Below are 20,445 nucleotides of genomic sequence, written 5' to 3'. Positions count from 1 at the left end.
AGCGTGCACAAAAGACTGCGTGCACGTACCGGCTTGGCGTCGTTACGCCGCAAACGCTGCGGAAGCTGGTGGTAAGCGCGGCTCGCCGGCATCGTGCAGCAGTTGCGCGACTACCGCGGTGATGCGGCGCGCGCTCGGCAGGTGCAGGAATTCGTTCGGCCCGTGTGCGTTGGACTGCGGCCCGAGCACGCCGGTGACGACGAACTGCACCTGCGGGTAACGCTCGCCGAGCATGGCCAGGAACGGAATGCCGCCACCACCGCCGATCAGGGCGCTGGGCCGGCCGAAGGCGAGTTGCGAGGCGCGCTCCAGGCTGGCTTCCAGCCAGGGCGCGACCACGGGCGCATGCCAGCCCGGGCTGGTGAAATCGATCGCGAACGACACCTCGCTGCGATACGGCGGGTCGGCTTCCAGCAAGGTTCTCAGGCGTCGTCCTGCAGCCACCGGATCCAACGTCGGCGGCAGGCGCAGGCTGAGCTTGAGCGCGGTGAACGGCTGCATCACCGCCGCGGCCTGAGCCACCGTCGGCAGGCCATCGAGACCGGTGATCGCCAGTTGCGCGCACCAGGCGCGGTTGAGGACGAGCTCGGCCGGCAATTCGCTGACCGCCCGGGTGTCGCGATGGAACGGAAAGCTCTCGACCAATCCCTCGCCCAGGGCCGCCGCCGCGGTCTCGGCCTGGGCACGCCGTGCCGGCGGAATCTCGGCCTGGAACTCAGCGATGACCTCGCCGCTGTCGGCGTCTTCGAGCCGCGACAACAAACGCCGCGCAATACGGAAACTCGACGGCACGATGCCTGAGGCATCGCCGGAGTGCACGCCGTCGTCGAGCACGCGCACGCTCAGGGTGCCGGCGACTTGGCCGCGCAAGGAACTCGTCGTCCACAACTGCTCGTAGTTGCCGCAGCCTGCGTCCAAGGCGACGATCAGGCCCGGTACGCCCAGACGCGGCGCGAGATGCTCGATGTACGCCGGCAGATCGATGCTGCTGGATTCCTCGCTGGCTTCGATCAGGATCATGCAGCGCGGATGCGCCAGGCCTTGCTCGCGCAAACCGAGCACGGCGGCGATCGCAGCGAACATCGCATAGCCGTCGTCGGCGCCGCCGCGGCCATACAGGCGATCGCCTTCGAGGCTCGGCGCCCAGGCGCTGCGCCCCATCGCCCAGCCCGCCATCGGCGGCTGTTTGTCGAGATGGCCGTAGATCAACACCGGCGCGCCGGCGCTGCCGACCGCCGGCAGGTCGATGAAGATCAGCGGCGTACGCCCGGGCAGGCGCAGCGCTTCCACGCTCGCGCCCGCCACCTCGCGCAGGCGCTCGCGCGCCCAGCCCGTCATCAGCTCGACCGCGCGCTGCATATGGCCGTTCGCGTCCCAGTCGGGGTCGAATGCCGGCGACTCGCAGGGAATCGCGATGTACTCGCACAAGGCCGGCAGGATCTCGGCCGGCCAGATACGATCGACGAACAGTTGCAGCTTCGGAAAATCCATGACGTCGCCTCGGGATGAGGCGAAAATGCTAGCGGCGCGGCCGCGCGCTTTCGCCGCGATCGGCCACTGCCGCTTGCGGTTTTTCGGCGGACTCGCCCACTAAGATGCCCGGACCATGAAACTAGACCGCTTCGACCGCCAATTGCTCAACCTGGTCCAGGAGGACGCCGGCCAGACCGCCGAGCAACTCGCCGAACAGGTCGCGCTGTCGCCGTCGGCGATCCAGCGCCGCCTGCGGCGCATGCGCGAGCAGGGCGTGATCGTGCGCCAGGCGGCGGTGGTCGACCCCAAGCAGGTCGGCAAACCGACTTTCTTCATCGTCGCCTTGCAGGTCGAGCGCGAGCGCCCGGAATTATTGGCGCAGCTGCGTCGGTGGCTGGCCGGCGAGGAACAGGTGCAGCAGGTCTTCTACGTCACCGGCGAGGCCGATTTCGTGCTGGTGGTGACCGCGCCCGACACCGAAAGCTACGACGCGCTGATGATCCGCATGGTCGGCGAGAACCCCAACATCAAGCGTTTCACCACCAATGTCGCCTTGAGCCTGGTCAAGCGCGGCCTGACGATTCCGGTCGCGCTCGACGACGAGGAATGAAGGCGCGCCCCGGCTGAGCGCCGGCGCGCCCGTTTTCGCCGCGCACCGATGCGCATGCGCGGTTTAGCCGCAAACATCGCCCCGATTCGCGGCGCACCCTCGCGCGGCCGCCGCCACACTGGCGCCATGACCACCCCGTGGATGATCGACCCGGCGCAACTGTGGCCGGACTACCGCCCGACCCGCTTGCTGGAACTGCCGGCGCTCGCGCGCCGCTGCGGCGTCGCCCATGTTTTCGCCAAGGCCGAGAACGAACGCCCGCTCGGCAACTTCAAGTCGCTCGGCGGCATGACCGCCGGCCTGCGCGCGCTCGCCCGCGCCACCGGCGCCGAATCGCTGGATGTCTTGCAACGGCACTGCCGGCAGGGCCCCGCGCCGATGAAATTGATATGCGCGAGCGACGGCAATCATGGCCTCGCCGTCGCCGCGGCCGCGCAACGCGTCGGCGCCCGCGCCAGGATCTATCTGCCCATCGCAGTGGACGAACGCCGCGCCGCGCGCATCGAAGCGCTCGGCGGCGACGTCGTCCGCGTAGACGGCAGCTATGACGATGCCGTGCTCGTCGCGGCAACCGCAGCCGGGCGTGGCGAAGGCGTGTTGATCGCCGACACCAGTGGCGATGCCGACGACACCGTCGTCGCCGATGTCATGCACGGTTACGGCCTGCTGACGCGCGAGCTCGCCGGGCAGTGGCCCGACCACGCCGGCGGGCCGCCGAGCCACGCCTTCGTCCAGGCCGGCGTCGGCGGCTTGGCCGCGGCGATGGCCGACGGCCTGCGCTCGCAGTTGTGCGCGCCGGCCCGCATCGTGGTCGTCGAACCCGGCTCGGCCGCGTGCGTGACGCGTGCATTGGAAGCCGGCGAGCCGGTGACTGTCGATGGCGATCTGCACACCTCCGCCGAGATGCTGTCGTGCGGGCTCGCCTCCGCGCCGGCATTGGCGGTGTTGCTGCGTCACGGTGCACGCGGTTTGAGCGTCGACGAATCGATGTTGCGCGATGCCATCGCTGCCCTGCGCGAGGCCGGCGGCCCGGACAGCACCGCATCCGGTGCCGCGGGACTCGCCGGCCTGTTGCGCGCCTCGGCCGATCCCACGCTGCGCGCGGCGCATGCGCTCGATGGCGACAGCCGGGTGTTGTTGGTGATCAGCGAAGGCGACGCCGCGCTTCGCGACTGACGCCGGCGATACCGGATCGATCAAACTTTCAGGCAATCGATCAGGAACTCGACCGTCGCCCGCACCCCGGGCAGTTGCCCGCGCCGGTGCGGCATCACCAAGGTCGTGGCGACGCGCCCGGCAATCCACTCCGGCAGCACCCGCACCAGCCGACCGCTGTCGAGCTCGGCACGGCACATCCGCTCCGGCAAACAGGTGATGCCGAGCCCGGCCACCGCCGCGGTCGACAGCACCCGGCTCTCGTTCGCGGTCATCCGCGCGATCGGCGCGACCTGGACACTGTCGCCGTCGTCATTCGACAGATTCCACATCGTGGCCGACGACTGCCCGGTCAACAGCGCATCGTGGGCAACCAATTCCTGCGGCGTCGCAGGCCAACCGCACTCGGCCAGATACGACGGCGCGGCGACCAACACGATCGATTCGACCAGGGCCTGGCGCTGGATCAGGCCCGAGTCCGGCAAGGGCGCGAAGTGGCTGCGCACAGCGATGTCGTAACCCTCTTGCACCAGGTCGACGAAACGGTCGGTGACGTCGAGCTGCACGTGCAGGCGCGGATAGGCGCGCGCAAGCGCTGGCAAATGCGGCGCCAGATAGTCCTGCGCGGTCGGCACGCCGGCGGTGATGCGCACCTTGCCGCTGGGCTCGGCGACGCGGCTGCGCACGACTTCTTGCGCCGCTTCGGTCTCGATCAAGGCCGCATGCGCATGCTCGTGAAAAGCGCGGCCGGTTTCGGTGAGGGTGAAGCTGCGCGAAGTGCGATGGATCAGGCGCACGCCGAGTTCGTCTTCAAGCGCGGCGACGCGCTTGCTGACCGTCGACTTGGGCACGCCGAGCCGGCGCGAGGCCGCGGCGAAGCCGCCGTGCTCGACCGCGGCGGCGAACAGGACCAGATCGTTGAGATTCAGCATGCGGGCAAAGTACACATACAGAGACTTTGCGTCCACTTTTGACCGACTACACAGCCAAAGTCCACACAAATACAGTGAGCTCACCCCGCAAGTCGGGCCTACCCCTCACTGGAGAAACTCATGTCCCCGATCCTTTATTACGGCGTTCCGTCCGGCTGCTCGTTCGGCTCCATCGTCGCCCTCGAATGGTCCGGCCTGCCTTATCGCCTGGTCCGGGTCGAAATGCCCGAGATGATCCACACCGGCGCCTACCGCGCGATCAACCCGGTCGGCGAGACGCCCTCGCTGATGAGCGCGAACGGCGACGTGGTCGTCGAGAGCATGGCGATCCTCAACCACATCGGCGCCCGCGCCGTCGCCAGCGGCATCGCCTTCGAGCAGGGCAGCCGCGGGTTCGACGAGCTCAACCGCATGCTCGCCTTCCTCAACACCACCTTCTTCAATGCCTTCAGCTCGCTGTGGCATGTGCTGGAACACGAAGTGGACCCGGCCACCAAGGCCGCGCTGACCGAGTACGGCCGCGCCAAGGTCGAGCGCGCGCATGCCGAACTGGAAAAGATGCTGGGCGATAAGCCCTGGCTGCTCGGCGAACAGCGCACCTTGGCCGACGCCTACTTCATCGGCATCGCGCGCTGGACCAAGTACCACGCCGTCGTCGACCGCCGCAATTACCCGAACCTGCAGCGTCTGTACGACAAGCTCGAAGCCGACCCGGCGGTGATCTTCGCCCATGCCATCGAAGACCAACGCCCGGCAACGAGCAGCGGCGGTTTCGAGGGCGAGATCGGCCTGGAAGCGGCGGCCGGGTTGAAGCGCGCGGCTTGATGGGGATTGATTGGCGGCAACGGCGGCAGAGTCGTTGCCGCTGTTTCGGAGTGCAGAGCAAATCCCCCCTGCCCCCCTTTTTCAAAGGGGGGGCGACCTCGGTGGGTCGAATCGCTCTGGAACTTAGACTTCGCTGGGTTGGCCCGCTCTGGAAGTTAGATGGCGGAAGCTCGCGCCTTGCTGTCCAGCGCTGGTTTCTTCCAGCGATAGCTGCACCCCACTCACCCCGCTAATGCCGTAGCCCCCTTTTAGAAGGGGGCGGCGACCGCACAGCGGGCGCGGGGGATTTGCTGTTGCTGTTGCTGTTGCTGTCGTTGCTGTTGCTGTCGTTGCGGTTCCCGCGGCCATAGCCGCAGCAAACAAACCCGCGTCGACCGACAGCCGCAGCCTCAAGCCTGCGCTTCGGCCCGCACCAGCGCCCTGCGGCCGCGCGGGCGGCTCGGCCAGGCGTGGCGCAGGATGCGCCAGACCACTTCGCCGAACTGACGCGGCAAGGAGCCGGTGTCGTAATGCTGGCCGTAGCGGCCGCAGATATCGCGCACTTCCACCGCGATCGCGGCGTAACGCCAGGCCGGGATGTCGGGATAGAAATGGTGTTCGATCTGATGGCTGAGGTTGCCGGTCATCAGGTCCATCCACTTGCCGCCGCTGAGGTTCGACGAGCCGCGCAGCTGGCGCAGATACCAATGGCCGCGCGATTCGTTGCGCACCGATTCCTTCGGGAACACTTCCGCGTCGTGGGTGAAATGCCCGCAGAAGATCACCGTATAGGTCCACAGGTTGCGCATCACGTTGGCGACTACGTTGCCGAGCAGCACCGGCAGGAAGAACGGACCGGCCAGCAGCGGAAACAACACGTAGTCCTTGAGCATCTGCTTGCCCATCTTGCGGCCGACCGGCACGAACTTGCGCCACATCGCCTTGTGCTTGGTCTTGCCGGTCAGCCAGCGGCCCAGGCGCAGATCCTGTATCGCCACGCCCCACTCGAACAGCAGCGCGAACACCACGGCGATGAACGGCTGGACGAGATAGAACGGCCGCCAGCGTTGCTCGGGGAACAGACGCAACAGGCCGTAGCCGATGTCGTCGTCCATGCCGCGCACGTTAGTCCAGGTGTGGTGCTGGTAGTTGTGGGTCCTGCGCCAGTTGTCGCCGGTGGCGACGATGTCCCACTCGTAGGTCTTGCCGTCCAGGTGCGGGTCGCGCATCCAGTCGTACTGACCGTGCATGACGTTGTGGCCGACTTCCATGTTTTCGAGGATTTTCGACAGGCCCAGCAGCAAGGTGCCGAGGATCCACGCCGGCACCATCATCCAGGTCACGAATGCGCCGCCGAGTGCCAGGCCCAGGGCGCCGACATACAGGAACAACCGACCGAACAACCCTGTGTAGCGCACCGATGCGACGACACGGCGGATGTAGGCGGCGTCGACGCCGCCGATCTGGGCGACGGTGCGCGCACGCAGCGCGTCGAGCTCTTCGCCGAAGCGGTCGAGTTCCTGCGGGGTCAGCGCGCGATTGCGGAAAGTACGGGTCATGGACGGATCACAGATCGAGGACGAGGTCGCTGCCGGCGCTGTTCACGCACAGGCGCAGCGCGGAAACCGGTTCGTCCTGGACGTCGCCGGTATGCAGATGACGGGTACTGCCTGAGCGCTTGCCGCAGGAGCAGGTGTTGCACAGGCCCATGCGGCAGCCGGACGCGAGCTTGAGGCCTTCGGCTTCGAGCGCGGTCAGCAGCGATTGGCCGCGCGGCAGTTGCAGGGTGCGGCCGCTGCGCGCCAGGGTGACTTCGACGGTGCCGCTTTCGTCGAGCGTGCGCGGCGGCGGGGTGAAGGCTTCGGCCGCGAACGAGCGCGCCTGGGTCTGCGACAGCGCACGTGCACTGTCGACGAAACCGCCGGGGCCGCAGGCATAGACCTGGCGCGAGGCCAGATCGGGTACGAATCCGGACAACAAGGCTGCATCGATGCGACCCGCGGCTTCGTCCGCATGCAGCGGTTCCTGGCGGGTCAGCAGAAAGCGCACGCGGAAGCCGGGATGCGCTGCAGCGATCGCGCGCAACTCATCGACGAAACACAGCTCTTCGCGGCGGCGCGCCCAATACAGCAGGGTCAGTTCGGCCGGCATGCCTTTCGCCGCCAGCTCGCGCACCATCGACATCAAGGGGGTGATGCCGCTGCCGGCGGCCAGGAACAACCATGCGCCGTCGGCGCGCTCGGGCAAGGTCATCTCGCCGAAGGCCGCGCCGATTTCGAGGACGTCGCCGACCTGCGCGTGGTCGTGCAGATGGCGGCTGAGCTTGCCGCCTTCGATCGCCTTGACCGTGATCGCGATGCGGCCGTCGGCGCGATGCGCTTGCGCCGCGCTGTAGCTGCGCGAGACCAGGGCGCCGTCGATGCGCGCACCGATCATCAAATGTTGGCCGGGCCGGCAGCCGGCCCAGTGCCGGTTAGGCGCCAGCAGCAGGGTCACCGCGTCGGCCGAAGCCGGCTCGCGGGCGACGATGCGCGCCAGCGGGCGCTCCCAGGTCCAGGTCGGATGGAAGCGGGAGGCCCAGAAATCAAAGACTTGCGGCGCCACCAGCGGCGCAATCAGGCGCTTGAGGCGACTGTGCGGGCGGGCGCGGGAGGGACGAAGAGCAGCGTTCATGGCGGCACTATACACATATGAGCACAGATGTGTGCACAACCGTATATTAATACCGTGCCGGGAGTATCATGTTCGCCATCGTCCTGGTGCCAGCCCCGTGAGCCAACGCCTCCATTCAGACATAGATGTCGATTCGCACCCGGGCCGCAAGGCGACGATTTCGCGCGAGGACCTCATCGCCGCCGCGCTCAAACTCGTCGGGCCGCACCGCAGCGTGTCGAGCCTGAGCCTGCGCGAGGTCGCCCGCGAGGCCGGCATCGCGCCGAACAGCTTCTACCGCCAGTTCCGCGACACCGACGAACTCGCCGTGGCCCTGATCGACCTGGCCGGCCAGTCGTTGCGCAAGATCGTCGGCGAGGCACGCCACCGCGCCGCGACCCGGCGCAGCATCGTGCGCAGTTCCATCGAGGCTTTCATGGAACAGTTACGCGCCGACGACAAATTGCTGCATGTGTTGTTGCGCGAGGGCACGGTCGGCTCGGACGCCTTCAAGCGCGCGGTCGACCGCGAGCTGTCGTTCTTCGAGGAAGAACTGCGCGTCGACCTGATCCGCCTGGCCGCGATCGACAAGATCACCCTGCACGAACCGGCCCTGGTCGCACGCTCGATCACCCGCCTGGTATTCGCCATGGGCGCCACCGCGATGGACATGCCGCGCGAGAAAGACCACGAACTCATCGAACAGATGAGCACGATGGTGCGGATCATCCTGGCGGGATCGCGGGCGATGGCGGCCGTGGGGAAAGCGGCGAACGCCGGAAACTAGCGCTCCGTTCAACGGCTTCGATCTGACGCTTCATCCAGTCGAACGTTGTCGGCAACCGGGCCCGGGTGCACTGCGAGTGCATGGTCGTCGATTTCGATACGGTGCTACCGCGAACCAGTTGCATCGTTCGGATCGCACGCACCCGGGATGCCTACCGACTCCAGCGCAGGCAACTTCAGTCTGGCCGCAAGCGTGTCGTACTCGGCAGCTGACAACGGCCCGGCTACGCTCGGCGTCGGATAGATGCCGCTCGCGAACTCCTGTTTGCGTACGACGAAATAACGTTCGCCCGCATGTTGCGCACTTGGCCGCTGTCTCGCTCCGATGAATTGCGCACTGTCGGCGATCGCCGACACGCAGGCGTCGACAACCGGAACCGACGTGTCGGGATGAACCCGATACGACAGCTTGCTGTTCGAAGGCTCGTCGATCCACAACACCGCATACGCACCGGACTCCCACTCCAGGCGTGAATCGAATACGCCGCAGCCGGCAACGACGAGCGCCGCAGCGCAAAGCGTCACGATACGACCTGCTGCGATCACGCACGCCTTCGACGGCTTGGAACCGCCTTCTGCCATGAGATCCATCGGTGGATCCTTCCATTCGCTGATGGGCAATTGTCGGCCGGCCCTAAGGAGTCTGCGTGAGGTCAAAGCCGCCCAACGCTAAGCCACTCCGGAAACAATTCTTGCCAAGGCGCGACATCCGCGCTAATACTTAGCCAGTAGAGAAACTATAGCCCCAGCCCCGCTTCTAACTCCTCTCCCGCTTGCGGGAGAGGGCTGGGGTGAGAGCCAACGCACGCCAGTTGCCCAAGCTCGTCACGATCAAGCGTCCAGGAAACCGTCATGTCCCTGACCCTGTACCAGCATCCCCTCGCCTCGTTCTGCCACAAGGTGCTGATCGCCTTGTACGAAAACGGCACGGCCTTCGAGAGTCATCTGGTCGACCTCGGCAACCCCGAGGCCAAGGCCGATTTCTGCGAGCTGTGGCCGGTCGGCAAGATGCCGGTGCTGCGCGACGAGGCGCGCGACCGCACGGTGCCGGAAACCACGGTCATCATCGAATACCTGGATCAGCACTACCCCGGCGCGCGGCCGCTGCTGCCGCCCGGCCAGGACGAACGCCTCGACGTGCGGCTGTGGGACCGCTTCTTCGATCTGTACGTGCAGATGCCCGTGCAGAAGATCGTCGTCGACCGCATCCGTCCGCAAGCTGCGCGCGATCCCTACGGTGTCGCCGAAGCCCAGGCCACGCTGGCGAACGCGTACGACATGCTCGAACAACGCATGCGCGAGCGGACGTGGGCCTGCGGCGAGGAGTTCAGCCTGGCCGATTGCGCGGCATCGCCGGCCTTGTTCTATGCCGGCATCGTCGCGCCGTTTCCGCCGGGCCACACCCACCTCGCCGCGTATTTCGAGCGACTGATGGCGCGGCCGTCGGTCCAGCGCACCATCGCCGAGGCGCGCCCCTACTTTCCTATGTTTCCGTTCGTCGATGCGATGCCTGCACGCTTCCTGCAAGGCGATGCGCCATGAATCCCAGGCCTGCCGTCGACCCGGCGCGGCTCGACCGCATGTTCCATGCCCTCGCCGACGCCAGCCGGCGCGGCATGGTCGACCGCCTCAGCGAAGGCCCGGCTTCGGTGTCGGAACTCGCGCGGCCGCTGGCGATGGCGCTGCCGTCGGTGGTCAAGCACTTGGCGGTGCTCGAATCCGGCGGCATCGTGGTGTCGGAAAAAGTCGGGCGCGTGCGCACCTATTCCATCGCACCCGATGCGCTGGCCGACGTCGAAGCCTGGGTCGCCGCCCGCAAGGCGCAGTTGAACCGTCAGTTCGACGCCCTCGCCCGCTATTTGCTCGAAGACGAATCCGGCTCCGGAGATTTGCGATGAACCCACGCTCGACCATCCACACCCAGTTCGTCATCGAACGCGAGTTCCCGGCGCCGCCGGCACGCACCTTCCGCGCCTGGTCCGACCCGCAAGCCAAACGCCGCTGGTTCGTCTGCCACGACGACATGGCCAACACCGGCTACGAACTCGACTTCCGCCCGGGCGGCAACGAACTCAACCGCGTCGTCACGCCCGCCGGCATCGTGCACCTGTTCCAGGCCCGGTTCTTCGATATCGTGCCCGAGCAACGCATCGTCTATGCCTACGACATGCACGTCGGCGAACGCCACTTGTCGATTTCGCTGGCGACGGTCGAGTTCGAAGCCGGCGGCGCCGGCACGCGCATGCGCTTCACCGAACAAGTGGTGTTCCTCGACGGCTACCAGGACCGCGAGGAACGCATCCGCGGCACCGGACTCGGGCTCGACCGGCTCGCGCTGTTGCTGCACGAGCCGGCCGCCGCCCACTGAACCCTCAGCGCAGCGGCAAAGCGATCGGCCGCAGCGGCGCGGCATCGCCGCCGCGGATCTTCAGCGGCCCGCCGATGAAGGCGAACTCGTAGACCTTATCGCGCGACAGTTCCTCCAGCGCGACCAGCTCCATGATCGGCACGCCGTGCTGGGCCAACATATAGGTATGCACCGGGATGTAGTCGCCGGCGACCTCCGAGGGGAAAGTCTCCAGGCTCAGGTTGTCGGCGCCGACGATCATCGCCCCGCCGTCCTCGACCAGGAACTTGGCCGCATCCAGGCCCAGTCCGGGCGGGTTGGCCATGTAGCCGCTCGCGTCGCCGAAGCGCTGCATGCGCCCGGTGCGGATCAACACGATGTCGCCGCGCTGCAGGCGCACCTTCTGCTTGGCCAGCGCGTTCTGCAGGTCCTGGCGTGTGATGCGGTAGTTCTCCGGCAGCATCGGCAGCCCCTGCGCCGCGGCCACGTCGAGCAGCACGCCGCGCGCGATCAGAGGCGGGAATTTCTCGATACCGGTCTTCTTCCAGCCGCGATCGCCCAGATGCTCGTCGGCGCTGAAACCGTTCCAGATCTTGCCGTCCAGGCCGAAGTGGTTGAGCGCGTCGATGTGGGTGCCGCTGTGGCTGTACATCGAGAACGCAGCGCCGGTGTAACTGACCCTGTGGTTCATCTCGCGGCCCACGGCCATCGGGTCGTCGACCACGGTGCCGCGCGGGGTGTGGGTCATCCAGAACTGATAGTGCGGGTCGCCCGCGGCCTGCCAGCTCGGCATGCCGATGTAGTAGTCGGTGGCCAGGTCATAGGCCTTGCGGCCGTCGACCCGCGACAGGATCGCCGCGCGCGACTCGGGCGTGATCAGGTTGAGCCGGCCGATCTCGTCGGCCGGCCCCCACTGGCTGATGCCGACGCCTTCGGCGGCGTGGGCGGACAGAGCGGCGATCGCACCGAGGGCCAACAGGCCCAGGCGCGGCAATAGGCTACGCAGTTTCATTTCGACTCCTGAGGCGCGCCGGCGCTGTGGCCGACGCATGAAGGGAAGCACCGACGGACCGGCGCTCGGCGAGCGCGGCAAGGTACGGAACAGGCCCCAGGATGCGCAAGCCACGGCGAAGGAAACAGCGCTGCGGCGTTGGGACAGTTTTCGCTGCGGGTCAGGAATGCGCGGCGAGCGCAGCCGGCAGGCGTTCGGCCAGGAAGTCGACGAAGGCGCGCACCTTCGGTTGCAGATGGCGCGAAGTCGGGTACACGGCAAACACCTGGCGCGGCGCGAACCGGTACTCGGGCAAAACCTCGACCAAGGCGCCGCTGGCCAACGCCGGCGCCGTCAGGAACGACGGCAAGGCGCCTATGCCGAGGCCTGCGACCAGCAGATCGCGCAACACCAGGCTGTTGCCGACCGTCGCCCGCGCCGGCCATTGCACCGACACCGGCCCCTGCGGCCCTTGCAAGGGCCATAAGCCCGGCGGCTCGGCCAGGCTGTAATGCAACAGCGAATGCCGCTGCAGTTCGTCGGGCGACATCAGCGGCGGATGCTGAGCCAGATAGGACGGCGCCGCGCACAGCATCTGGCGGACCGAACCGAGTTGGCGCGCGATCAGCGATGAATCCTGCAGCTGTGCGCGCAGCCGGATCGACACGTCGAAGCCTTCGCCGACCGCGTCCAGCAATCGGTCCTCCAGGGTCAGGTCCAGGGTCAACTCGGGGTAACGCAGCAGGAACTCCGCCACCAGGGGCGACAGCGTGCTCAAGGCGAACGACACCGGCGCGTTGACCCGCAGGCGCCCGCCGACCTGCTGCGATTGCTGGCGCACCGAGGCCTCGAGCGCATCGAGCTCGTCGAGCAGCCGCACGCATTCGCGAAAGTAAGCCTGGCCGGTCTCGGTCAGGCTCATGCGCCGCGTGGTGCGCTGGATCAACACCGCGCCCAGATGCGCTTCGAGCGTACGCAACTGCTTGCTGAGCCCGGCCGGCGAAACGCCGAGATCCTCGGCCGCCTTGGCCAGACCGCCGAGCTCGACGATGCGGCGGAACGAACGCATGAGGGTGAAGGCATCCATGGAGGGCGAGACTGAGAACGGAGGACCCGCCATTGTCCGCCTCATCGGCCAGACCGGCCAGACGAAACTGTCGTGGCGGCCAATCGACTAATACGTTTCTTCGTCTCGCGCTTCCGCCGCTTCTTCCTCCCGCTCCTGGGCCAAGGCCTCACGCTCCTCGGAAAAACTTTCGCATCCTTCGCGGAACGAATTTGAATCCCCCCCACATTCCGACGCATCGGTTACATCGTTGTCTTGCGCCCACTGGAATCCAGCTTCATGACCGGAACAATCCTCCGTGCAGTTTTCGAATACCGGCTCCTCGACTTCGCTGGCATCGACATCCTCCGGTTCGGCCCCTATGTCCCGTGATTCGTAAGCAGCGCTCTCCTCATAGTCGCAGTCTTGATAGCGCCCGCAGGCACTTCCACCGCCCCCGCAGCCAGCAAGGATAAAAACCAGAAAAATCGCGATTGGTTTCATGCCGCCCTCTTCGAACAATCAGCTCAGTCGACCCGCACCGGCATGGTCGGCAGCTAACCTTCGAGCACGAACTCGATCGGCACCCGGGTCAAGGCCTGCGCAGGCACGCCGCCACGCGTCGCCGGCTCGAACAGCCAACGCTTCATGACGACCTCGCGTGCGGCCAGGTCGAGCACCCGATGGCCGCTGCTGTGCACGATCGACACCGACAGCGCCTTGCCGTCGACCCCGACCAAGACTTCGACCTCGACCACGCCGCTGAGGCGGTTGCGTCGTGCCTGCAGCGGATAGGCCGGAGCGGGCGCGGCCAATATCCGCAACACCGTGTCGGCGAACTCGGGCATGCCGGCTGTCTCGGGCGTCATGACCCGACCGAACACATCCGGCACGATCGGATCGGATGCCGGGACGGGGCTGACCGACGAACGGATCGCGCCCTGGGTCGTCATCAGTCTGCGTTCGCGCTCGCGCGCCTGCCCGCGCTGCCAGCCGAAACCGCAGCCGATGATGGGCGGGTCGATACGCGGCATCGCAACGGTGACGATTTCATCGTCGCCGGGGCCTATCGCGGAACGCAGGGGATCGGTGACCGGCAAGGACAGCAACACCAACAAAGCCGCATGCACGGCGACGACACCGGCGATGACCACGGCCCGCGACAGGCTGAGCCCGGAACCGCCACGCAAGACCCCAGCATCTTCCATAAGCCGCCCCCTCGACTGCCTTGGCCGGGAAGCGCAAAGCCGCTTCCACGCCGCCAAAATGCGCGCTTGCGGCCACGCTTGCAACCACCCCGGATAGGCCGAGCGACTCCTCATCTCGCCGATCTATGCATCGCGACGGGACATGCCTGCCCCGTCGCGACGCCGGCCAAAACCGCGCCGCAACCGCCGCCGCTCTACAGGGGAGACCGGCGACGGCCGCGGTGCGGCCCGAACTCACTCGACCTTGACCAGACCGCGCCAAGTGTTGCGGCCGCCGTGCATCACGTCGTCGCCGCTGCCGAACCACCAGCCGTTCCAGTTGAGGATGTCCTCGTCGTCCTGATGGACCCAGCCGCGCGCCAGCGCGTACTTGCTCGGCATCGACTGCGGGCCGAACACGCCATAGGCGAAGCCGAGTTTCGGGAAGCTCGACATGTGGCCGAGCCAGGACGAGGCGCCGCCGTCGAAGTGGCAATAGCTGGTGAACCAGGTGTTGTAGACGCGGAAGTTCGGGAAGATCACGCCCGAGGAGCTGTTGGCGTTGCGCCAGATCTCGTTCTCCTGCACGCGGGTGTAGCGGCGCGCACCCGAGGGGCAGAACACGCCCATGTTGAGCACCGCGTAATCGTGCTGGTTGCCGGTACTCGGCAAGGGCCGGAACGACAGCGCGCGCACGGTGTCGACCTTGCAGAAGCGCCAGGTGGTGTTGCCGCCCGAAGACGTTGCGCCGATCCAGCCGCCGCGGCCATTGGCGTTGCGGCGGTCTTCGTCGTCCATGTGGATCTGCGACCAGGAATAGCCGCTCGGGCAGTAGTTGCTCTGCGGAATCACGCCGACGCTGAACAAGCGCGGCTCCAGCCAGCTCCACCAGCGCAGCAGGCCCTTGGCGGCGGTCTTGGACGAGGCGTAAGGCACGAAGAATTCTTCGCCCTCTTTCTCTTCGATCACGCAGGCGCCGTCGAAGCCGAGCACCGCGCAATAGCTCAGCGCCACGCCCTCGCCTTCGGCTTCCATGAATTTCTCGACATCGACCTGGCCGCTGTCGGGATAGCGCCGATCCAGGTCTTCGAGGATCGAAGCGAATTTCTTCACCTGCGGCGGCGTCGGATCGGTGGCTGCAGCCAGCTCCCATTCTTCCTTGGGGCTTTCCTGTTCGGACTCTTCCGCCCAGGACGACAACGGCAGGCCCACGACCAGGGCGCACAGCGCAGTGACCAGCACTTTCTTGTTCATGACATTCCTTTGAGTTGATGGCGCATGGCGAGCAAAGCCGGCAACGGCGCCCGATCGAAACGCAAAGGGACGACACGCCCGAGTCGACGGCCCGACGGTCGGCTTGCGCCGGCAGCGGCGCACGACGCACGCCGTTCGAACCCGAGACCACCGAATCGGCGCGCAACCGCGCCGGCCCGACCACGCTAGGCAGTCGGCGACGAGGTTTCGAGGAAGAATGTGGGAACGAATCGGGCGCCGGCGGGAACGCTTCCGATGCAACGTGCGCTACGGCGAATCTGAAGCGCGATGGATGTCGCGCTCGTTCATCGGCTGCGATGCAAAACGGCAGAAAGCAGCGGCTACACCTTCATCGCGGGCGGGCGCTGATATTCGGCTTGCTGCTGCGCCAAGCTTTGATCCTCACCGCGCTGGACCTGCAAGGCCTCGAGCTTCGACAACGAGTCCTGCACTGGCGTCATTGCCGCCTGCTGTCCGGTTACCTGCGCCCGCAGATGCGCCGGGTCGTTCAACGCGCCAGCGACCGCGAACACGTGCCAGCCCGAGCCATCGGGCGCGGGATGCCCGACCACGACGTGATCCGGCTTGCCGATGCCGCCCTGCCGGCACTCGACCGCAAGGCAGGCGGCGATGCGGTCGAGGTCCTGGGCCGGCGGCACCGGGCCGTGCTGGGCGAACGCATCCGGCAAACGATCGCGAATGGATCGGATGACGGGGCTGTCGACCGGTGCCTGCGGTAGTGCATCCGGCCTGGCACCGCCGGCATCCGCGCCAGCGCCGCGTCCTGCGGGGCCGAAAGGCAACATCCCAGGTTCCATATGATCCAAGCTGTCCGGCGCGCGCCGCTCCGGCTGGGGATGGGTCACCTGCCAACCGTCTTGCGTCAGCGAATAGTCCACACCTTGAGTGGTGTTCATCGTCAGGACGCCGTCGCGGTCGACCCGGACGCTGGCCATTTCCATTCGCGCCTGCTCGTTCGCGCCAGCGATCGCGACCGCCGTGGCCGGCGCCCCTTCCTCGAACTGGGCGAAGATCCGACCGCCGCTGGCAGGGTCTCGCATCATCGCATCGAGCAACTGCGAGTCCGTCCTGGAGTTGAAGTCCTGAGTCAGGCCGACGTCGCCCTGGCTGTGAACTTGCTCGCGCCAAGCCCGACTGAGAGGGCCGTCGCCCAGCTCCAACGAGTTCATCAAGCGCACCGCCGACAGCGCCGCATCCCGCCCACTCACGACACTTTCGCGATTGGCCGGCGCCCGGGCGCTATGGTCTGCGATCCAGTCGCTCAGCCCCTGCGAAGTCGTTTCGTTCTGCCGCAAGTGCGAAATCAGCTCGCGTCCTCGCACTTCGCCCTGATTGAATCGCTTGGCAGCCATCGTCACGATTTCCGCCACCTGACCCGGATCGGTCCGATTGAGCTGCTGAAGCCACGAAATCTGCGAAAGAGGCTGCCCGACGCTCTCCCACTTGTACGCAATCTGCTCGCGGTCCAACCCGTTGACGAATTCACGTCCCGGGTCGGAACGCAGGTATTCGTTCAACCGGCTTTGCTCGTCGCGGCTCAGGGCGTTTCCAGTTTGCCCCGGTGCTTGCAAGCGTGTGCTCAGCGAAGCGATTTCGGCCGGTGTGAACGCATCGTCGCCGCGTGCCCATTGCTGATAGCCGGCCAGCAGTTCCGGGACCTTTTCCCGTCGCCCGGGTTGGCCGAAGTCCCACTGCATAAGACCGACAGACCAACCCGAAGCCGCGCTGCTATGGCTCAGACGATAGGCCGGCAGCGTATTGACCTCGCTGCCGCGGCCTATGGCGTTGTACGCGATGGCTTCAAAAGTGGTGCGATCCAACGGGTTATAGACATACCGGCTCGGTTCATCGCTCATGGTCTCCATCCTCCAGAGGCTTCAATCCTTGAATCAGCGTGTTCATTTCCTTGATCCGCGCCTGGGTCAGACGCGCTCTGCAGGCTTCGGCCAGATCGCCGATGTCCTTGCGTGTGGTGCCGGCGTAGAACTGCTCGGCAGTGCAATGGCTGTCGCGATACGTGCGCCACGCCGTGTTGGATTCGGTGAAGCTCTGCTTCATATCGGCCAGATAAGCCCGGTCCCACATCTTCAGACCGCCATAGGTCTTATCGGCCAGTGCATAGGCGTCGGCCTCCAGCTTGGCCAGTTCCCCACGCAAGGCATACATCTCTTTGTAGGGAGCGCAGCGTAGGTCGCCGGTGGCGCACTGCCGGTAGTCCTCCGACAGAGCGAAACATTCCTCGCGCGCGTCTGTGTCACCGATCGCCAGGCAGTCGTCGCCCGGCTGGTAACGCTGGGGTTTCGGCGCAGTTGGGTTGTTCGGTGCCCCGCTCAGCTGTGTCACCGTGGGTGGGGCCGCCGCGGCGCAACCAAGCAGCAGGAACGCCACAGCGCCCGCTATTGCGGAGACCGCGCTTGCCGGCCACCGGCGATTCCGATGCCCCTTGTCGAAAGATTGGATCGGCATACGTGTCCTTTCGCTAGGCACCGCCGTCCTCACGCGAACCACGCTGGGACGACTGGTACAGATCCCGTGACCGGTTGTGCCAGTGAAACATCGGTTGGCAACGAGAAACACCTTTATCGCGACTGGCGAGGCTTGGCAATCAGAAAAATCTGACCCCGGTACGACACGTTAATCGAGCATTGATTCAGTTCGGCACCCGCCAGCAACCAGCTCCTGCCTTCACCGCTCAGGCCTTGGCCCGCAACGTGCTGGCCGGCAGCCTGGTCTCCAGGCGGGCGATCGTGCGCTCATACGCCTCCACCAACGGGCGCCAGGCTTCGTCGGGCTCGGACCACCATGCGGCCTCGGTGCCGCACCAACCATCGCCGAAGGCAATGCCGTAACGAATACCATCGAGGCCGAACCGGGCGGATGGAAGGAACATCGGCAGGGACAGGGCCGTGAATCCCACCAGCAGTGCATTGGCCTCGGCCGGTCGATCCTGGCTTCGACCCCGTAGATGTCCGGATCGGCGGCATCGAGCGCCGGCCCGCGAAACCCCAGCCCGCACAAGAGCAAACGAAAGTTGCGCTTGCGTCGCGATGCGAAGCTCGACCGAGCAAGACGAGCGAACGAGTCGCGCGACTTCGCAAACAAAAACGGCCGCGGGGAGCGTCGGCTCCACCGCGACCGTTTCGTCGTCGGCGCTGCGTGAGCAGTGCCGACTATTGCCGGAGCATTACTTCGCCGGACGCTGATCCGCCGTCTCGTCGCGCTGACCGCGGAACTCGGAATCCTCGCTCCAGTTCGGCCAGCGACGGGAGTTGGCGAGGTCGTTGCCGAGGGTGTAGAGGATCTGCAGGTCGCGGGCGATGCCGCCGAAGGTCCAGCTGGCTTCCCACTCGTCGGCCGGCTGGTGGTAGCGGTCGCGGGTGTAGGTCTCTTCGGCCGCCTTGCCGGCGGCGGTGCCGCCTTCGACCTTGTCTTCGCCCGAGCCGAACGAAATCGCCGGGACGCCGCGCTTGGCGAAGGGGAAGTGATCGGAACGGAAGAAGTGGCCGGCTTCGGGCTTCGGGTCGGTGACGTAGTTGAGGTTCCAGCGCTGGCCGGTGGCGATCAACTCGTCCAGCAGCTCCTGCTTGGCGCTGCCGGAGGTGGTGAAGTCGCGCGACACGCCGCCCGGATCGAAGGCGTCCATGTTGATCACGGCGACGGTCTTGGCCAGCGGGTACAACGGCTTGGAGGAGTAATACTCCGAACCGAGCAGACCCTTCTCTTCGGCGGTGACGGCGAGGAACACCACCGAACGCTGCGGGCGCTTGCCCTTGGCGAAGGCGCGGCCGAGTTCGATCAGCGCGGCGATGCCGGTGGCGTTGTCGACGGCGCCGTTGTAGATGGTGTCGCCCTTGGCGTCGGGCGCGCCGACGCCGAGGTGATCCCAGTGCGCGCTGTAGATGACGGTCTCGTCGGACTTCTTGCTGCCGTCGACGCGGCCGACGATGTTCTGCGAGGTGATGACTTCGCTCTTGACCGCGTAGTTGGCCGACAGGGTCACGCCCTTCAGCACGACCGGCTTGAAGTCGCGCGTCTGCGCCTGCTTCTTGAGTTTGTCGAAGTCGAGGCCGGCGCTCTTGAACAGGCTCACGGCGAGGTCGCGCTGGATCCAGCCTTCCATGGTCGGGTGAGCGCTGCCGGGATCGTCGCGGACCACATCGAACATGGTGTTGGTGTTGGAGTTCTTGACCGTGGCCCAACCGTAGGACGCCGGCGCGGTCTCGTGGACGATCAGCAGGCCGACGGCGCCGCGGCGCGCGGCTTCCTCGAACTTATAGGTCCAGCGACCGTAGTAGGTCATGGCCTTGCCGCCGAACTCGCCTTCGCCGGTCTCGAAGTCCGGGTCGTTGATCAGCACGACCGCGATCTTGCCCTTAAGGTCGACGTTCTTGAAATCGTCCCAGTTGCGCTCGGGCGCGGTGACGCCATAGCCGGCGAACACCAGCGGCGCGTTCTTGATCGCCACGGCCTTGGAGCCGTCGAGCGCGGCGCGCACGGCGATCTCGTTGCCCTGGGTCAGGGCGCGGGCCTTCTTCTTCACCGTGACCGACAGCTTCGGCATGCCCTCGATGTCCGAGCGCAGCAGCGGCACGGCCTGGGTCCACAGGCGCTTGTTGCCCTGCGGGTCGCCGCCGGGCTGCACGCCGGCCGCCTTGAGCTGGGCGACCACGTAGTCGATGGTCTTGGTCTCGCCGGCGGTGGCCGGGCCGCGGCCTTCGAACTCGTCGGAGGACAGCACCTTCACCTCTTCCGACAGGCGCTTGGCGTCGAAGGTCGGCGCTTTCGGCGGCTTGGGGGCTTTGGCGGGCTTGGCGGCGATGGCCGGCAGCGAAAGGACGGCGGCGCAGAGCACCGCCAGCGGTGTGGCGATTGGCAACTTCATGGAGGGGCCCTCGGATGGTCCGGCCGATACTAGCCAGGAGGGCGTGATGGGTCCATCGGCCATTGGGCATCTTGCGGCCTGGATCGGACAGGCCGCCGTCCGACGGGTAGGAGCGGCGCGAGCCGCGACCGTGGGCGACCAAGCGCGACGCGGGCCATGATTCGCGTCGCACCGGCAGCGCTCGAATCGGCGTGGGAATCGGCTTGGCGTGGGTCGCGGCTTACGCCGCTCCTACAGGGGCCGCACCGGCATTTTGCAGGAGCGGCGTAAACCTCGACCGCGCAGCGTGACGACGCTACGAAGGGC

The 20,445-nt window shown here is 66.5% G+C and carries 21 protein-coding genes; 7 read left to right on the top strand and 14 right to left on the bottom strand.

Annotated elements, in window-relative coordinates; genetic code table 11:
- Window positions 1-42: 42 nt before the first annotated feature.
- Entirely contained in the window at window positions 43-1,491 is a 1,449-nt protein-coding gene (locus tag ACTJJK_RS09135; protein WP_440730032.1) for a M20/M25/M40 family metallo-hydrolase, read from the bottom strand.
- 115 nt (window positions 1,492-1,606) lie between these two features.
- Here ACTJJK_RS09135 and ACTJJK_RS09130 point away from each other — a divergent pair, with 115 nt between their 5' ends.
- Complete coding sequence (locus ACTJJK_RS09130) at window positions 1,607-2,083, top strand: Lrp/AsnC family transcriptional regulator (protein ID WP_031372003.1); 477 nt, start codon at window positions 1,607-1,609, stop codon at window positions 2,081-2,083.
- Window positions 2,084-2,209: 126 nt separating this feature from the next.
- A complete protein-coding gene (locus ACTJJK_RS09125; protein WP_223621766.1) occupies window positions 2,210-3,259 on the top strand; it encodes a pyridoxal-phosphate dependent enzyme in 1,050 nt (349 codons plus the stop codon).
- Between the two features lie 20 nt (window positions 3,260-3,279).
- On the opposite strand, the gene ACTJJK_RS09120 is transcribed toward ACTJJK_RS09125, so the two are convergent.
- Complete coding sequence (locus tag ACTJJK_RS09120; RefSeq protein ID WP_031372004.1) at window positions 3,280-4,170, bottom strand: LysR substrate-binding domain-containing protein; 891 nt, start codon at window positions 4,168-4,170, stop codon at window positions 3,280-3,282.
- A 120-nt stretch (window positions 4,171-4,290) separates the two neighbouring features.
- On the opposite strand from ACTJJK_RS09120, the gene ACTJJK_RS09115 reads away from it, so the two are divergent.
- Window positions 4,291-4,995 (top strand): glutathione S-transferase family protein, encoded by a 705-nt coding sequence (locus ACTJJK_RS09115; protein ID WP_031372005.1) that lies wholly within the window; start codon window positions 4,291-4,293, stop codon window positions 4,993-4,995.
- A gap of 389 nt (window positions 4,996-5,384) precedes the next feature.
- On the opposite strand, the gene ACTJJK_RS09110 is transcribed toward ACTJJK_RS09115, so the two are convergent.
- Both ACTJJK_RS09110 and ACTJJK_RS09105 read right to left on the bottom strand, forming a co-directional pair.
- Complete coding sequence (locus ACTJJK_RS09110) at window positions 5,385-6,533, bottom strand: fatty acid desaturase family protein (RefSeq protein WP_440730031.1); 1,149 nt, start codon at window positions 6,531-6,533, stop codon at window positions 5,385-5,387.
- Window positions 6,534-6,540: 7 nt separating this feature from the next.
- Window positions 6,541-7,647 carry a ferredoxin reductase gene (locus ACTJJK_RS09105; RefSeq protein WP_440730030.1) on the bottom strand — a complete coding sequence of 369 codons (1,107 nt, stop codon included), beginning with the start codon at window positions 7,645-7,647 and terminating at the stop codon, window positions 6,541-6,543.
- A 97-nt stretch (window positions 7,648-7,744) separates the two neighbouring features.
- On the opposite strand from ACTJJK_RS09105, the gene fabR reads away from it, so the two are divergent.
- Window positions 7,745-8,413 carry an HTH-type transcriptional repressor FabR gene (fabR, locus tag ACTJJK_RS09100; RefSeq protein ID WP_440730029.1) on the top strand — a complete coding sequence of 223 codons (669 nt, stop codon included), beginning with the start codon at window positions 7,745-7,747 and terminating at the stop codon, window positions 8,411-8,413.
- Between the two features lie 104 nt (window positions 8,414-8,517).
- Here the strand turns inward: fabR and ACTJJK_RS09095 are convergent, their stop codons facing one another.
- Complete coding sequence (locus tag ACTJJK_RS09095; RefSeq protein WP_440730028.1) at window positions 8,518-9,003, bottom strand: hypothetical protein; 486 nt, start codon at window positions 9,001-9,003, stop codon at window positions 8,518-8,520.
- A 261-nt stretch (window positions 9,004-9,264) separates the two neighbouring features.
- On the opposite strand from ACTJJK_RS09095, the gene ACTJJK_RS09090 reads away from it, so the two are divergent.
- From ACTJJK_RS09090 to ACTJJK_RS09080, 3 genes are read left to right on the top strand one after another with little or no spacing between them, the layout of a single operon-like run.
- Window positions 9,265-9,954, top strand: a complete 690-nt coding sequence (locus ACTJJK_RS09090) for a glutathione S-transferase family protein (protein WP_440730027.1) — start codon at window positions 9,265-9,267, stop codon at window positions 9,952-9,954.
- Entirely contained in the window at window positions 9,951-10,310 is a 360-nt protein-coding gene (locus ACTJJK_RS09085) for an ArsR/SmtB family transcription factor (protein WP_440730026.1), read from the top strand. Before ACTJJK_RS09090 ends, ACTJJK_RS09085 begins: the two co-directional genes overlap by 4 nt.
- Window positions 10,307-10,780: an SRPBCC family protein gene (locus tag ACTJJK_RS09080; protein ID WP_440730025.1), complete on the top strand. Its 474-nt coding sequence runs from the start codon at window positions 10,307-10,309 to the stop codon at window positions 10,778-10,780. The genes ACTJJK_RS09085 and ACTJJK_RS09080 overlap by 4 nt, the downstream gene beginning before the upstream one ends.
- A 4-nt stretch (window positions 10,781-10,784) precedes the next feature.
- Here ACTJJK_RS09080 and ACTJJK_RS09075 read toward each other — a convergent pair whose 3' ends face one another.
- The 9 genes from ACTJJK_RS09075 to ACTJJK_RS09035 all read right to left on the bottom strand — a co-directional run bounded on the left by ACTJJK_RS09075 (window position 10,785) and on the right by ACTJJK_RS09035 (window position 20,139).
- Window positions 10,785-11,771 carry a cyclase family protein gene (locus ACTJJK_RS09075; protein WP_031372012.1) on the bottom strand — a complete coding sequence of 329 codons (987 nt, stop codon included), beginning with the start codon at window positions 11,769-11,771 and terminating at the stop codon, window positions 10,785-10,787.
- Between the two features lie 160 nt (window positions 11,772-11,931).
- Window positions 11,932-12,837, bottom strand: coding sequence for a LysR family transcriptional regulator (locus ACTJJK_RS09070; RefSeq protein ID WP_440730024.1), 906 nt, complete (start codon window positions 12,835-12,837; stop codon window positions 11,932-11,934).
- An 87-nt stretch (window positions 12,838-12,924) separates the two neighbouring features.
- Entirely contained in the window at window positions 12,925-13,299 is a 375-nt protein-coding gene (locus ACTJJK_RS09065) for a hypothetical protein (protein WP_152566218.1), read from the bottom strand.
- Window positions 13,300-13,352: 53 nt separating this feature from the next.
- Window positions 13,353-14,003 (bottom strand): energy transducer TonB, encoded by a 651-nt coding sequence (locus tag ACTJJK_RS09060; protein ID WP_440730023.1) that lies wholly within the window; start codon window positions 14,001-14,003, stop codon window positions 13,353-13,355.
- A gap of 234 nt (window positions 14,004-14,237) precedes the next feature.
- Complete coding sequence (locus ACTJJK_RS09055) at window positions 14,238-15,236, bottom strand: hypothetical protein (protein ID WP_031372015.1); 999 nt, start codon at window positions 15,234-15,236, stop codon at window positions 14,238-14,240.
- A gap of 341 nt (window positions 15,237-15,577) precedes the next feature.
- On the bottom strand, window positions 15,578-17,113 hold the full coding sequence (locus tag ACTJJK_RS09050) for an XVIPCD domain-containing protein (protein ID WP_440730022.1): 1,536 nt from the start codon (window positions 17,111-17,113) through the stop codon (window positions 15,578-15,580).
- A complete protein-coding gene (locus ACTJJK_RS09045) occupies window positions 17,103-17,723 on the bottom strand; it encodes a lysozyme inhibitor LprI family protein (protein WP_440730021.1) in 621 nt (206 codons plus the stop codon). The genes ACTJJK_RS09050 and ACTJJK_RS09045 overlap by 11 nt, the downstream gene beginning before the upstream one ends.
- 226 nt (window positions 17,724-17,949) lie before the next feature.
- A complete protein-coding gene (locus ACTJJK_RS09040) occupies window positions 17,950-18,147 on the bottom strand; it encodes a hypothetical protein (RefSeq protein WP_440730020.1) in 198 nt (65 codons plus the stop codon).
- Between the two features lie 294 nt (window positions 18,148-18,441).
- Window positions 18,442-20,139, bottom strand: a complete 1,698-nt coding sequence (locus ACTJJK_RS09035) for a M28 family metallopeptidase (RefSeq protein WP_440730019.1) — start codon at window positions 20,137-20,139, stop codon at window positions 18,442-18,444.
- Between the last annotated feature and the right edge of the window lie 306 nt (window positions 20,140-20,445).

The sequence above is a fragment of the Lysobacter sp. 22409 genome (genome assembly GCF_052045105.1).
Taxonomy (GTDB): domain Bacteria; phylum Pseudomonadota; class Gammaproteobacteria; order Xanthomonadales; family Xanthomonadaceae; genus Lysobacter; species Lysobacter antibioticus_B.
Note: the sequence above shows the minus strand (reverse complement) of the source record. Positions and strands in the feature narration are given on the sequence as shown.